The 13,269-nt window shown below is 39.5% G+C and carries 15 protein-coding genes; 11 read left to right on the top strand and 4 right to left on the bottom strand.

Going from position 1 to position 13,269, the window contains the following annotated elements; genetic code table 11:
* Positions 1–131 precede the first annotated feature (131 nt).
* From ACLGGR_RS14475 to ACLGGR_RS14460, 4 genes are all read left to right on the top strand, one after another.
* Positions 132–881, top strand: a complete 750-nt coding sequence (locus tag ACLGGR_RS14475; RefSeq protein ID WP_410973337.1) for an SDR family oxidoreductase — start codon at positions 132–134, stop codon at positions 879–881.
* Positions 882–1,038: 157 nt separating this feature from the next.
* Positions 1,039–1,161: a hypothetical protein gene (locus tag ACLGGR_RS14470; protein ID WP_285846165.1), complete on the top strand. Its 123-nt coding sequence runs from the start codon at positions 1,039–1,041 to the stop codon at positions 1,159–1,161.
* Positions 1,162–1,250: 89 nt separating this feature from the next.
* Entirely contained in the window at positions 1,251–2,471 is a 1,221-nt protein-coding gene (locus ACLGGR_RS14465) for an MFS transporter (RefSeq protein WP_410973336.1), read from the top strand.
* A gap of 70 nt (positions 2,472–2,541) precedes the next feature.
* Positions 2,542–3,582, top strand: coding sequence for a 2,3-butanediol dehydrogenase (locus tag ACLGGR_RS14460; protein ID WP_025092841.1), 1,041 nt, complete (start codon positions 2,542–2,544; stop codon positions 3,580–3,582).
* Positions 3,583–3,791: 209 nt separating this feature from the next.
* Here the strand turns inward: ACLGGR_RS14460 and ACLGGR_RS14455 are convergent, their stop codons facing one another.
* Genes ACLGGR_RS14455 through ACLGGR_RS14440 form a run of 4 tightly spaced genes read right to left on the bottom strand, consistent with a single transcriptional unit; the run spans position 3,792 to position 6,834 of the window.
* A complete protein-coding gene (locus ACLGGR_RS14455; protein ID WP_410973335.1) occupies positions 3,792–4,505 on the bottom strand; it encodes an amino acid ABC transporter permease in 714 nt (237 codons plus the stop codon).
* 12 nt (positions 4,506–4,517) lie between these two features.
* On the bottom strand, positions 4,518–5,216 hold the full coding sequence (locus ACLGGR_RS14450; RefSeq protein ID WP_048238962.1) for an amino acid ABC transporter permease: 699 nt from the start codon (positions 5,214–5,216) through the stop codon (positions 4,518–4,520).
* On the bottom strand, positions 5,213–6,073 hold the full coding sequence (locus tag ACLGGR_RS14445) for an amino acid ABC transporter substrate-binding protein (protein WP_410973334.1): 861 nt from the start codon (positions 6,071–6,073) through the stop codon (positions 5,213–5,215). The genes ACLGGR_RS14450 and ACLGGR_RS14445 overlap by 4 nt, the downstream gene beginning before the upstream one ends.
* Positions 6,070–6,834, bottom strand: coding sequence for an amino acid ABC transporter ATP-binding protein (locus tag ACLGGR_RS14440; protein ID WP_410973333.1), 765 nt, complete (start codon positions 6,832–6,834; stop codon positions 6,070–6,072). Before ACLGGR_RS14440 ends, ACLGGR_RS14445 begins: the two co-directional genes overlap by 4 nt.
* 144 nt (positions 6,835–6,978) lie before the next feature.
* Here ACLGGR_RS14440 and ACLGGR_RS14435 point away from each other — a divergent pair, with 144 nt between their 5' ends.
* The 7 genes from ACLGGR_RS14435 to ACLGGR_RS14405 form a co-directional block, all read left to right on the top strand.
* A complete protein-coding gene (locus ACLGGR_RS14435; RefSeq protein ID WP_410973332.1) occupies positions 6,979–8,142 on the top strand; it encodes an acyl-CoA dehydrogenase family protein in 1,164 nt (387 codons plus the stop codon).
* A gap of 126 nt (positions 8,143–8,268) precedes the next feature.
* The gene (gene blaBPU, locus ACLGGR_RS14430) at positions 8,269–9,057 is read left to right on the top strand and encodes a BPU family class D beta-lactamase (RefSeq protein ID WP_410973331.1); all 789 of its coding nucleotides are present in this window, start codon (positions 8,269–8,271) and stop codon (positions 9,055–9,057) included.
* 109 nt (positions 9,058–9,166) lie between these two features.
* Positions 9,167–9,781 (top strand): hypothetical protein, encoded by a 615-nt coding sequence (locus tag ACLGGR_RS14425; RefSeq protein ID WP_410973330.1) that lies wholly within the window; start codon positions 9,167–9,169, stop codon positions 9,779–9,781.
* A 95-nt stretch (positions 9,782–9,876) separates the two neighbouring features.
* Positions 9,877–10,485: a hypothetical protein gene (locus tag ACLGGR_RS14420; protein ID WP_048238958.1), complete on the top strand. Its 609-nt coding sequence runs from the start codon at positions 9,877–9,879 to the stop codon at positions 10,483–10,485.
* Between the two features lie 66 nt (positions 10,486–10,551).
* Positions 10,552–10,899 carry a YxiJ family protein gene (locus tag ACLGGR_RS14415; RefSeq protein ID WP_410973329.1) on the top strand — a complete coding sequence of 116 codons (348 nt, stop codon included), beginning with the start codon at positions 10,552–10,554 and terminating at the stop codon, positions 10,897–10,899.
* Between the two features lie 238 nt (positions 10,900–11,137).
* Positions 11,138–12,013, top strand: a complete 876-nt coding sequence (locus ACLGGR_RS14410) for an alpha/beta hydrolase (protein ID WP_410973328.1) — start codon at positions 11,138–11,140, stop codon at positions 12,011–12,013.
* Between the two features lie 448 nt (positions 12,014–12,461).
* Positions 12,462–13,269, top strand: an 808-nt coding sequence (locus ACLGGR_RS14405; protein ID WP_410973327.1) for an AMP-binding protein, incomplete at its 3' end; no start/stop codon positions are given.

The following is a 13,269-nucleotide window of genomic DNA, read 5'->3' as shown; positions in this document are numbered from 1 at the left end:
TCTTCGTTTCATTTTAGTTTTTAAAAACCCTCTATGGCTCTCAATTGCGATAGAGGGTTTTTTATTCATGCGTACTCCTCAAAATGGTATGATAGACGACAACATCTCATGGAGAAAGGATTGGATGAATGATGAATTTTCAACATAAAACCGTCATCATCACAGGCGCAGCCAATGGAATTGGTGAAGCGATCGCCTGCGGCTATGCAAAAGAAGGGGCGCGGGTGGTGCTTGCGGATATAGATGAAGAAAAGGGAAAGCGTTTGGAGGGGCAGTTGAGAAAAGAGTCCTATGAAGTTTATTTCATCAAAACGGATGTGAAACAGGAGAAGGATATTCAGCGCTTAATGTCGTTTGCGGCGGAGCGCTGCAAAACGATTGATATTCTCATCAACAATGCCGGCGTCATGTGCACAGCATCGCCTTATGAATTAACGGTTGATGAGTGGGATCATGTGCTGCATACAAATGTAAGAGGGACTTTTTTATGCGCTAGAGAAGCAGCACGTTATATCAAAAAGAATCCAAAAGGCGGTTCCATTGTGAACCTTTCATCTACCCGTGCGACCATGTCAGAGCCTCATACGGAAGCATATGCTGCATCAAAAGGCGGGATTTCCGCGCTTACTCATGCCTTGGCGGTTTCTTTTAGTCAGGATCATATTACGGTGAATAGCATTTCCCCTGGATGGATTGAAACGAAGGATGAGAAAAGTCTTCGAGAAATTGACCATCAGCAGCATCCTTCCAATCGAGTCGGCACGCCAAAGGATATTGTGAAAGCCTGTTTTTATTTAACTGATGAAGACAATCAATTTGTGACCGGCACAGATTTGGTCGTTGATGGCGGCATGACTAGAAAAATGATTTATGCGGATTAACATGAAAAAAACATTGACGCTATGATCGAGGCGCAGTACAATATGTAACAATTCAGCTGAAGATCGTGATGAAAAAAGACACAGCGCAAATAGAGAAGAGTACATCATAGCTGCCCCACACAGAGAACTCCGTGAAGCTGAGAAGGAGCTGGGAAGTATGATGGAACCAAGCCTCTTAGCTCTGCACCGGATTCCGTCGGATGGTGGTGCAGCGAACTTCTCCCGTTACAGAGAAGGGTGTATGATACCCGCTAAGGTTCATCTGGCAACAGATGAATGAACTGAGGTGGCAACGCGGAGTAAATCCCGTCCTCAAGACAGAAATGTCTTGGGGGCGGGATTTTTTTATGACAAATAGGGGGGATCATGATGAAAAAACAATGGTGGGATATGAGTATTTTACTTGGAGCCATCGGGATTGCAAACATAGGAGAATGGATTTATATGATTGCCCTCCATCTGCTTATTTTTCAAGAAACGGGCTCTGTCCTTGCTGTAACAGCAGTTTATTTGCTAAGACCTGCGGCTGCTCTTTTGACCAATAGCTGGTCTGGCAGTTTGATTGACAGGCTAAATCAGCGGAATGTGATGATCAGTTTAGATATTACCCGTGCTCTGCTTATTGCATGCATCCCCTTTGCCTTATTTTCAGGACATCTGCTCATTCTGTATGTCATGGTGTTTTTCATACAGATGGCACAAGCGATGTTTCATCCAGCGTCGATGGTGTATATGACAGGACTCATCTCGGCCGATAACCGAAAACGGTTTAATGCCATTCGCTCTTTATTACAATCCGGTGGATTTTTACTTGGACCCGCAGCAGCAGGTCTGCTTTTTCTCATCGGGACGCCTGTTCTTTCAATTTATGTAAATGCGTTCTGCCTTTTGATATCTGCTCTGTTAACGATGTGTTTACCGAATTTGCTCAAAACAGATGCTGGCCAAAAGGGATTTTCCCTTTCAATGTTAAAAGAGGATGCAAAGCTTGTTTTGCGATTTAGTCTGACGTCACGCCAGATCATGGCGGTATATTTATTATTTAGTGCGGCGATATCGGTCCTTCCTACGGCCATAGACTCACTTGAAACAGCCTTTGCAAAAGAAGTACTGATGCTGACTGATACACAATACGGCCTTCTTGTCAGTATAGCTGGAGCAGGTATCATCGCAGGTGCAAGTCTTAATTCGGTCATTGTCGAGAGGCTGTCAGTTTCGCTGATGCTTGGGATCGGCAGTTTGTTTGTGGCGTTTGGCTATCTCTTTTATGCGTTTTCCAGCACACTAGTTGCAGCCGCCGTGGGATTTTTTGTTTTAGCCTTCTTTTTAGCTTTTGCGAATACAGGCTTTATGACGTTCTATCAAACAAATATCCCGGTAGAGGTGATGGGGAGGGTAGCCAGCTTTTATGCTTTGGTTGAAGCCATTCTAACGATGACCATGACAGGAATATTCGGCGGACTCGCTCATATTTTATCGATTAGAATCTCCGTCATCATTGGGTGTATATGTATGCTTCTGATCTGTCTATTGCTATGTTTTGTCATCTTTCGTCCATTGACTGTCAAAAAAATAGTGCATCCTACTTAGAAAATTAAAAAAATTATGTTATCATTATTTAAGTAAGTTAATTAAATTGATGAGAAAAGGAGTCTTACAAATGAAAGCACTACGCTGGCACGATCAAAAGGACATTCGACTAGAGGAAATTGATGAACCAACAGTTGCTCCAGGAAAAGTGAAACTTAAAGTAAAATGGTGCGGCATTTGTGGTAGTGATTTACATGAATATTTGGGCGGACCGATCTTCATTCCTGTGAATGAACCTCATCCACTTACAAAAGAAAAAGCACCTATTACGCTGGGACACGAGTTCTCTGGCGAGGTTGTTGAAGTAGGAGAAGGTGTGAGCAATTACAAAGTAGGCGATCGAGTGGTTGTTGAACCTATTTTTGCAACTCACGGGCATCAAGGTGCTTATAACTTAGATGAAAACATGGGCTTTTTAGGACTTGCCGGAGGCGGCGGTGGCTTCTCTGAATATGTATCAGTCGATGAAGAATTACTTCATTTATTACCAGACGAAATCTCATATGAGCAAGGCGCGCTTGTCGAGCCTTCTGCAGTTGCTTTATATGCGGTTCGTTCTAGTAAAGTACAAGCTGGGGATACAGCAGCTGTGTTTGGCTGCGGACCAATTGGTTTACTTGTCATTGAAGCATTAAAAGCAGCTGGTGCTACTGATATTTATGCAGTTGAATTATCAAAAGAACGCCAAGAAAAAGCAAAAGAGCTTGGAGCGATCATTGTTGATCCTTCTCAGTATGAAGATGTTGTTCAAGAAATTGCTAGCCGTACAAACGGTGGCGTCGATGTATCTTTTGAAGTGACAGGTGTACCTGTTGTATTGAAGCAAGCAATCCAATCAACTAGAATTTCAGGTGAAACAGTCATTGTGAGTATTTGGGAAAAAGGCGCAGAAATTATGCCGAATGATATCGTCATCAAAGAGCGTACAGTAAAAGGAATTATCGGCTACAGAGACGTATTCCCATCTGTATTAAACTTAATGAGAAAAGGCTATTTCTCTGCAGACACACTCGTCACGAAAAAAATCAAGCTGGACGATGTGATCGAGGATGGATTCCATGCATTAATCAATGAAAAAGATCAAGTGAAAATTTTAGTCAGTGCTGAATAAGTAGGATAGTAGAGGGAATGGCATATGCCATTCTCTTTTTTATGTGATCAGATTAAGAGAGCTGTGGTTGAATAGTGATAATTGAAAAGATGTTTTAATAGAGCGAGAAGAGGATGTCGTCGTATTCGGCTCAGCACCAAAAGAACTGATAACACATCAAAAAAGGGTGAATAAAAAAGTCGATCAGGTTTTTGTACCTGATCGACTTTTTAACGTCCGAGAGTTCTTCCGTATACGCTGACACGTTTCTCTAATAATGCAAAAGCTAATTCAAAGAAAATGCTCAGCAACCAGTAGATCAAAGCAGAGACGAGATAAGTTTCTAAAAACTGATAGCCGTCATTTGCAATGATCCGGGAAATACCCATGATTTCAAGTACCCCAATTGTAAATGAAAGAGAAGTGGCTTTTAAAAGCTGGACGAGCTGATTGCCTAGGTTTGGTAAAGCTACAACAAATGCCTGCGGCAAAATAATGCGCAGCATCGCCTGCCTTGTGGTCATACCTACAATTTTTGCCGCTTCAAGCTGCCCTTTGTCTACTGCGAGAAGTGCACTCCGGACTACCTCTGTTAAATGGGCGGCTGAATGCAGGCTGAAGGTAATGAGGGCAACAGCTAATGGGGAGACCATATCCGGATGAAAGGACAGTCCGAATGTGCCGCTCATACTAGTTAGAACAAAAGGAAGCCCATAAAAGAAAGCGAACAGTTGAACAATAAGAGGCGTTCCTCTAAAAAAGGAGACGTAGAGCGTGACGAGCTGCCTGAGTACAGGGATGCGAAAGAGACGAATGAAAGCAAAAACAGATCCGATCACAAGACTCACAGCCATGGAAACAAGTGCAATTAATAAAGTAAAAGGAACGCCTTTTAGAATATGTGGTATTTGGTCAATTGCAAATGGAATATCAATGGTTTGCATCAAATCGCCTCCTTAACGTGACAGACTGGTACGGCCTTTTACAAATTTCTTTTCAAGCAGCATGGTGACTAATTCAATGCTCATACAAATGAGCCAGTACACAATTGCAATAATGACATACACTTCAAACATGCCGATTCCGTAGTTATTCCCTAAGATAATCTTCACCTGTCCCATAATATCGATGAGCCCAATCGTAAAGGCAATCGCTGTGTCTTTTACGAGATCTATGGTGTAATTTCCGAGGTTTGGCAGGGCAATGAGAAAGGCCTGCGGGATAATGATCCTGATCAATGCCTGGGTATCTGTCATCCCAACAATGTAGGCGGCTTCCAGCTGATCCTTTCCAACAGACGAATACGCACTGCGAAAAACTTCAGATAAATAAGCGCCAGTATGTAAAGAGAACGTCATCATCACAAATAGCACACGGTCCCAATGATTGATTTGAATCCCTGCCACAAGTAAAAGCTGGGGCAGGCCAAAATAAATCAAGAACAACTGAACAATTAATGGCGTACTTCGTGTAAAAGATAAATAAATAACAGCCAATTGCTTCAGCACTGGGATTTGTTTAATACGAATGCATGCAAATAAGAGCCCTATTATGATGGCGAAAAACAATGACACTGCAATAATGAGAAAAGTGAGTGGCAGGCGTTCAAGCACCTGTAAAAAGATTTGCAGCCAATCTCCAGCTGTAAACGTCATGATGCTTCCTTCCTTTCTTCATATTGATAGCCTTGCTCTGAGATGTAGTCAATATCTTGAAAGAAATCAACCCCAAACCACTTTTTCGCAAGCTTAGGCAGTGTTCCATCATCAATCATCTCTTGTGTGACCCGGTCCAAATCTGCTGCAAGCTGCTTCTCGCTTGGCTGTAAGACAAGATAGATTGGCTCCTTTGACACAATGCCGCCCACTTTGACCTTTAGGTTCAGATGCTTTTGAATGGTATCGAAGGTCGAAATATTCATAAAAGCCGCATCAGACCGTCCGCTTTCAACGCGCTTTAAGTTGAGTTCGTTTGAAGGGCTTTCAATCGTTGTCAGCGGAATATCTGGATCATGTTCTTCATTATATTGATTTAATATGGAACGCAATCCGCCGCTGGGACTGACAGGAGCTAGCTTTTTAGATGTCATATCGTCAAGTGATTGAATATCCTGGTTTGATTCATTCACAATTAAACCTGTCATCGAATAGCCGTACGGAACTTTAGGATAAAGAAACCGCTTTTCGCGTTCAGGATTACTGAAAAACCAATTAGCTGCCATTTCAAACTTCCCTGCGCCTACACCAATTAAATTGGATTCTTCCTCGCCAAAGATGTAATCAAAATGTATGTGCGGAAGTCTTTTTTCCACTTCATTTAAATAATCAATATTATAGCCAATCGGTTCGTTTCGGTCATTTGTGGCTAAAAAGGGTGGATTGACCTCTGCACTCAGTGCGACTTTCACAATTTGTTTTCCATCCTCTGTTGTTGTTTTCACACTGCTGCAGCCAATCAGAGAGAGGAGAAACAGAAGGACACCAGCTGTCATGAATGCTGTCTTTTGTTTCATATGTCTTCCTCCGATCCTTGCCACATTCCGCGATGAATCCTAGATAAAAATTGTTTTGTTCGTTCATGCTGAGGCTTCATCAGGACGTCTTCTGGGGAGCCTTTTTCAACGATTTCCCCATCTGCCATAAAGATCACCGTATCTGCAACATCCTTTGCAAACGAAATTTCATGCGTCACAATAACCATTGTCATCCCTTGGCGCGCAATATCTTTGATCATTTCAAGGATTTCTCCGACCATCTCTGGGTCCAGTGCGGACGTTGGTTCATCAAACAAAAGCACCGCAGGATTCATCGCAAGAGCGCGGGCAATTCCAATCCGCTGCTGTTGACCGCCAGATAATTCACTCGGAAATGCATCCTTTTTGTGTAGCAGTCCAATCCGCGCTAAAAATTGCTCTCCAACCTTTTCAGCTTCTTTTTTAGACATATTTTGGGACACAATCAATCCCTCTGTAATATTTTCAAGTGCGCGTTTATTTTGAAACAAGTGATAATGCTGAAATACCATGGAAGATTGCTGCCTTAGTTTTAAAAGATCTTTTTTATGATATCGTTCAAATTGAATCGTGGCTTCTCCTACAGTCAGCTCTCCTTTGTCTGGAATGTCGAGGCTGTTTAAACTGCGAAGAAGTGTTGTTTTTCCTGATCCACTCGGTCCAATAATTGCGACCACTTCACCTTCTTGTACGGTGAAATCAATGCCTTTTAACACATGGGTCTGCCCATAAGATTTATGTAGATTAGTAGCTGAGATCATAAAAGCATCACGTTCCTTTGACAGATGTACTTAATATTGATAAAATTTAACACATTAAATCCTATAAGTAAAGTGTGTTTTATTCATTCCGATTGGAAAAATAAGATATCATAGATTGTGAGAAATAGAGGAGTTGGATACGTTTTGTCTAAAGCATTATTTGTCGATACCGATTTTCAAAAAACATGGCTCAATCAGCTGGAATCTCTTCGTGAAACGATTGAACAAAACGCAAAAAAACATGATGAAGGCGCTTATTTTCCTAAAAAGAATATCGAATCATTAGTAAACATGGGATATACAACACTCTCTCTTCCCACTGAATATGGAGGCGGAGGTCAATCTGTAACGGATATGGTTCTATTTCAAGAAACGCTTGGAAGTATGGACGGAGCGACTGCCTTATCGATCGGCTGGCATCAAGGGGTTGTAGGTGAAATTTATGAAAAGAAACTATGGAATGAGAAGCAGCTGCAATTCTTTGCGGAAGAAGTGAAGAAGGGCGCCCTTGTCAACCGTGCTGTGAGTGAGGCGCAGACAGGCAGCCCAACAAGAGGCGGCAAGCCTGGAACAACAGCGATTAAATCAGGTGATCGCTGGGTGATCAATGGACGTAAAATTTTCACAACAATGTCACCAGCTCTCACATACTTTTTAGTCGGCGTATGGATCGAAGAAAAAGAGGCGATGGGATTCTTCTTAATTCACCGTGACACAGAAGGTGTTTCTATAGAAGAAACATGGGATGTTGTCGGCATGAGAGGAACAGAAAGCCATGATTTAATCTTAGATCAGGTTGAGGTCTCAGATGACATGCTTGTTGAAGTGCAAAAAGGACCTCGGGGTGGTACGTTAAACCCTTGGATTGCCCATATTCCTTCCTGCTATTTAGGAATTGCTCAAGCGGCAAGAGATTATGCAGTTCAGTATGCCATCACCCATTCACCGAACAGTATCAGCGGAACGATTAGTGATCTGCCAAATGTCCAAACACTGATTGGCGAAATTGATTTACTACTAAAGCAAGCACGCCACGTCATCTATTCAACGACAACATTGTATGAACAGCCAGAGAAAAGAGAGCTGTTAATCAATGAATTCGGTGCTGTGAAGCATACAGTCGTTAATCATAGTCTGCAAGTGGTCGATAAAGCCATGCGTTTAGTCGGTGCAAAAAGCTTAAGCCTCGGCTGTCCGCTTCAGCGTTACTATCGAGATATCCGGGCTGGACTCCATAACCCGCCAATGGATGATATGACGATTTCAAAAATTGCGAAGCAGGCCATTGAAGAGAAAAAAGAAAGCTAATATGACCAGAAAGCCGGATGAAACCGGCTTTTTTTTATTTGACAGAAAAGAGGACAAGCGTCCCTTATGTCTCATCACTCAGGCGTGCTACAATCGATACAAATCATAGGAAAAGGAGCGGTTTTTTTGAAGAAAAAGCATATGAAATGGCTGTTTTCCGCCATCATGCTGATGGCACTTTGTATCGGCCAGCCTTTATCAAGTGAGGGAACATCTCCAGCGTGGTCAGTAGATGAATTCATGAAAGACCGGGAAGGCACATTTGTCATCCAAGAAGTAAAAGAAAAATCGCCATGGGTGTATAACAAAAAAAGAGCGAACGAGCGCTTTGCCCCACAATCGACATTTAAAGTGGCCAATGCCCTCATCGGACTCCAAACAGGCGTAGTGAGTGATGAATATGACATCAAATATTGGGACGGAGTAAAAAGAGAAATTGATAACTGGAATAAGGATCATACACTGGGCTCTGGCATGAGAGATTCAGTCGTCTGGTACTATCAAGCCATGGCACGTGACATCGGGGAAGAACGCATGAATCATTGGGTGAAAGCCATTCATTATGGGAACGAAGACATATCTGGCGGAATCGATCAATTTTGGTTAAGTAGTACGTTACGAATTACTCCAGTAGAACAAGTCCATTTCCTCAAACAGCTATATGAAGAAAGTCTCCCATTTGACCTATCTGTCATGAGAACGGTCAAACGAATGATGATCCAAAAAGAAGAGACACACGCCACCCTATACGGAAAAACAGGCTCCGGCTCAGGCATCGGCTGGTACGTAGGCTTCATCAAACATGAAAACAAAACCTACATCTTCGCCACAAATATCGAAGGCACCGGAATCGAGGCAAAAGAAATTACTTATCGTATTTTGAAAAAATATCATTTGATTGAAGCATCCGTTTAGGGTGCTTTTTTTATATGAAAAGGGGATATATTGATAAGTTGATGATATATGGATTAGTTTTAGAAAAGGAATGGAAATCACATGAATATGGCAGAAAGGGGGCTTTTGCTTGAACCAGTATGAGCACTTATTTGTTCGTTCAGAAAAAGAATTCAGATTCTATCAAAATATAGTGGATCATGTATTTGATCAAAATAAAAGGCTGCCACAACAAGTCTTCCGTAAGAATTTTGATTGTTTTTTGTTTCAAGAGTTTGATTGGGCAATAAGTGATGATATTTTACCAACCATAAAAGAGTTATTAAATGTAACACAAGATAGAGAATTTTTGACCGCTGTCCTTAAGCCAGATCCAGTTGATTACTTTTTGAAGGAGTTTGGTTATTACAATTGGCTGAAAACGAGTGTGAACATTTCAGATGAGGACTATATAAATGCACTATGGACGCACCCAAAAGGTTCCATAGCGGATAATATAATTACGAACTCAAACATAGTGATCTGGTTATCCCGTTCTTTGCAGTGGGCGATTTGGGCAGATAGAGATTTGGAAATTTGTATAATAGGTATGGTATCAAAAAAAGATTGTCCCCTAAATATTTTATTAGAAGAAGGATGGAAACCACTGGATCATCCTGTTTTAGCAAATTGGTTAGAACTGTTATTGAAGGATCAAAAAACATTCAATGAATATTTCACTCAATTGCTATCAAATTATTCGTAATGTTACATGAGGTTTGAAGTGGAGAGTATCAATGACTTGATAAAATAGTCAAAGAAATGATCATCAGTCATACAAAGATATGAGAGGAGCATAAAGTGAAAAATTTATTTATATCCGATCCAAAAGAACTTGAACAGGTTCAATCGTTTATCCATTCGCTCGTTCACAGTACAAAAACATTCCCTGATCAAGTGTTTAAAACAAAAAAACCTCATTATTTATTTGAAGAATTTCATTGGTTGTTATCAGATGATAGCTGGGAGATGTTAAAAGGGTTAGCTATGAAACACAGAGATGAATACATACTAATGGCTGCTTTAGATGATTCGAGATGTATGAATGATTTCTATCGGGAATTTGGTTATTATCCTTGGGTGAAAATTCCTTTAAATATAACACCAAGTGATTACCTTGATATCTTAACGGATTATCCGATAGATAGCGTAAATGATAGTTTAATGAATATTGCTTCACGTGTGATATGGATTTCCCCTTCTGCGAAATGGATCATTTATGGCGAAAGGGGTTATGAGATTGGAGTACTAGCGATTCATCAATTAGAACAGATGAAAAGCCAAACGTTAAAAACGTGGAGAACTTTAAATGAGGTTGTATTAGATTGGATTTCTGTTGTATTTCCAAATCAGAAACTTCCAGAAGATTTTAGAAATGAATTCATTCAAAATTACACAAATATTGAATAATAAGGACTATATTCTTCCTAAATTTTAACCTGCTTAAAAGCATTGAGAGAAAGGTGTTGTGGATCCATGAACACCAGCCAAGATAAACAAGAGTTAATCAATGATTTGAAGCAGCGCTATCAATATTGTTTTCATTCCGCTTATCCAGAAGATATCGTATCTTTTGAGGAGGAAACTGGCATTTGGTCCGATGATTTTTATGAATTTTTCACACTTGTAACAGGAAGCTTAAGTTATGTGATCGATAACAAACGAATACCGAAAAAACAGTTAAACGTGCTGCGTCAGTCATTTGAAGAGCATTACCCTCAAATTAAAGCGTTTCAACACATCCTTGAATCATATCCTTTATTACATTCCTATATCCAGTACCATGAGGAAACAAGAAAACGAATCATTGCATTTATACAATAACCTCTTGGAGGATAGACTATGACATGGTTTTTAGATGAAAAATCCAGAAGCTAATTCCTGATTTCGATGTCAACCCTCTAGAGCAAATCAATGAATTTCACCACTTTAAGGGGTATAATGAATCTTACGACTTGATCAATTGTATCGCTCTGCTCATTCCATATGAATCGAATGAATCGTGCTAGTATATCTATATATCTGCTACTCGTGCTCCCTCATCCCAACACAGAAAGGTGCAATGACATTGAATCGAATCATGAAATGGCTCTTATTTGCGGCGGTCATCGCTGGTTTATTGGTATGCGCATTCTTTGTGTTCCGTTTCAACCAGCCTAAGCCGACAACAAACATCCATTACGCAGACACACAAAACAAACAGCAAACACTCGATATGTACATGCCAAAGGGCAAAGATGAAGACAAAAAGAAGAAGCATCCAGTCATGATCTATCTCCATGGCGGAGGCTGGACAGGCGGCGATAAGAATAGAGTCGCTTCAAAGGCTGATTATTTTACAGGTCAAGGGTATGTGTTTGTTTCAATGAATTACAGGCTTCACCCTAATGCCAACTATGAGCAGATGGCAGATGATACGGCAAACGCCATTAAATGGGTCAAGGATCATGCGGATGAATATCAAATCGATTCATCAAAAATCAATGTCATGGGTCACTCAGCGGGCGGTCATTTGACGGCATTGGTTGCAACGGATTCGACCTACTTAAAACGTGTGGGGCTGTCGCCAAAATCGATCAATTCCATTGTTGTTCTAGACGGACCGTTAAACCTCAATCAATTTATACAAGCCATCCCATCGTACAAAAAAGTCTTTGGCAAACAAGAGAAGAACTGGACAAAGGCATCACCTGTCACTTATATGAATCAAGCGAATGTACCGCCTGTCTATTTGGTCACAGGCTGGGAAAATCCTGAGGTGTACCGATTTGCAGAAAAACTGAACCATGATAAAGGCTCTCGGTTTGTTTTTCGGGTTCATACGCTAAGCCACAGTGACTTGAACAAATGGTTTGGATCAGACAGAGCGCCAAAAGAAGCACAAAAAATGACAGAGGCAGTAATGACATTTTTAGATCGATCCAATCACTCACGATAGAAATGTTAAGCAGTATTATTTCTTATTTAAAAAGCTAGAGAGTACAGCAACTTGTGAATCAAAGTGAAATTTATTATTCTTGTAATTTTATAATAGTTAAAACAGCTGACTTTAATAGTAGGCTGTTTTTTTATTAATTATAAGTAAGTATACTATTCAGATTTATTTGATAAATCAATCATTCATTTACTTTTGTTGGTATTTTATATACATATTATTCGGGTGTTTTAGTGAAAAGATAGTATTAAATGATCATTTTTAGGTAAAAACATCTTTTTTTTCCAAATTAGTTATGATAAGTGTTAAAATGTTTAGTGAGCCATTAGTTTAATTTTGAATATATATAGAGCATTATTCCCTATAGTCTTTGGGAGAAAAGAGTTTATATTATCTCGAAACAAAGAAAATTAACACTATATTTTTTTATAAAACTGCGAGGAGAATATAAATGAACTATAAAAGAAATAAAAATTTTAATAACTATTTTAATGCATCAAATCAAAAAAATAATGAATATGGAGAATTTATATTTCATTTTGATAAAGATCTGATCAATAAATTTAACTCTTTATCAAAAAAATTAAATGTTGAATATAAAGTTTTATTTCACACTGTCTGGTTTATATTGTTAAGTAAACTGTTAGGAAAAGATGAGATAAATGTTAGCTCTATTGATGTTTCTACACCTGTTGGAAATAATTATAGTAGCACAGATATAAATTTAAAATGCGATAAAGTTCAAACCTTTTCAGACTTATTATTAAATGTAGATTGCGATAAACAATCAGGGGTAGGATTCACTAGTAATAGTAACAGGCATTTGATCTTTTTTTGTAGGGAAGGGGATTATTCACCACAAGAAATAGAAGGCTTTCTTAATAATGAATTAATTTGCTCCGTTATTGACCTATTTACAGTAAAGCTTACTTACAATGTTGAAGTATATAATAATTTCTATGTTTCTAATCTATTAAATCATTTGATTAATATTATTGATCAACTTTCTATTGATCCCAATATACCTCTGAGAGAAGTTGAAATTATATTAGAGTTGGAGAAAAATAATATATTGAAGAAATTCAACGGGACTAAAGTAATGTTTTCGCAAGATGAAACGCTTCATTTTCAGTTTGAAGAACAAGTTAAGAAATCTCCTGAAACAAAAGCTGTTGTATTTGAAGAAAATGAATTAACTTATCAAGAGTTAAACGAGAGAGCGAATCAACTAGCCTATAAGTTGAGAGAAAAAGGAGTAA

This window comes from Bacillus sp. BD48 (genome assembly GCF_046566805.1).
GTDB classification, from domain to species: domain Bacteria; phylum Bacillota; class Bacilli; order Bacillales; family Bacillaceae; genus Bacillus; species Bacillus safensis.
This window is presented reverse-complemented; position numbering and strand designations above follow the sequence as displayed.

Excerpts from the sequence above, each read along its gene's own strand:
- ACLGGR_RS14475 (WP_410973337.1), top strand. The coding sequence starts at position 132 with ATGAATTTTCAACATAAAACCGTCATCATCACAGGCGCAGCCAATGGA.
- ACLGGR_RS14470 (WP_285846165.1), top strand. The coding sequence starts at position 1,039 with ATGATGGAACCAAGCCTCTTAGCTCTGCACCGGATTCCGTCGGATGGT.
- ACLGGR_RS14465 (WP_410973336.1), top strand. The coding sequence starts at position 1,251 with ATGAAAAAACAATGGTGGGATATGAGTATTTTACTTGGAGCCATCGGG.
- ACLGGR_RS14460 (WP_025092841.1), top strand. The coding sequence starts at position 2,542 with ATGAAAGCACTACGCTGGCACGATCAAAAGGACATTCGACTAGAGGAA.
- ACLGGR_RS14455 (WP_410973335.1), bottom strand. The coding sequence starts at position 4,505 with ATGCAAACCATTGATATTCCATTTGCAATTGACCAAATACCACATATT.
- ACLGGR_RS14450 (WP_048238962.1), bottom strand. The coding sequence starts at position 5,216 with ATGACGTTTACAGCTGGAGATTGGCTGCAAATCTTTTTACAGGTGCTT.
- ACLGGR_RS14445 (WP_410973334.1), bottom strand. The coding sequence starts at position 6,073 with ATGAAACAAAAGACAGCATTCATGACAGCTGGTGTCCTTCTGTTTCTC.
- ACLGGR_RS14440 (WP_410973333.1), bottom strand. The coding sequence starts at position 6,834 with ATGATCTCAGCTACTAATCTACATAAATCTTATGGGCAGACCCATGTG.
- ACLGGR_RS14415 (WP_410973329.1), top strand. The coding sequence starts at position 10,552 with ATGAACACCAGCCAAGATAAACAAGAGTTAATCAATGATTTGAAGCAG.
- ACLGGR_RS14410 (WP_410973328.1), top strand. The coding sequence starts at position 11,138 with ATGACATTGAATCGAATCATGAAATGGCTCTTATTTGCGGCGGTCATC.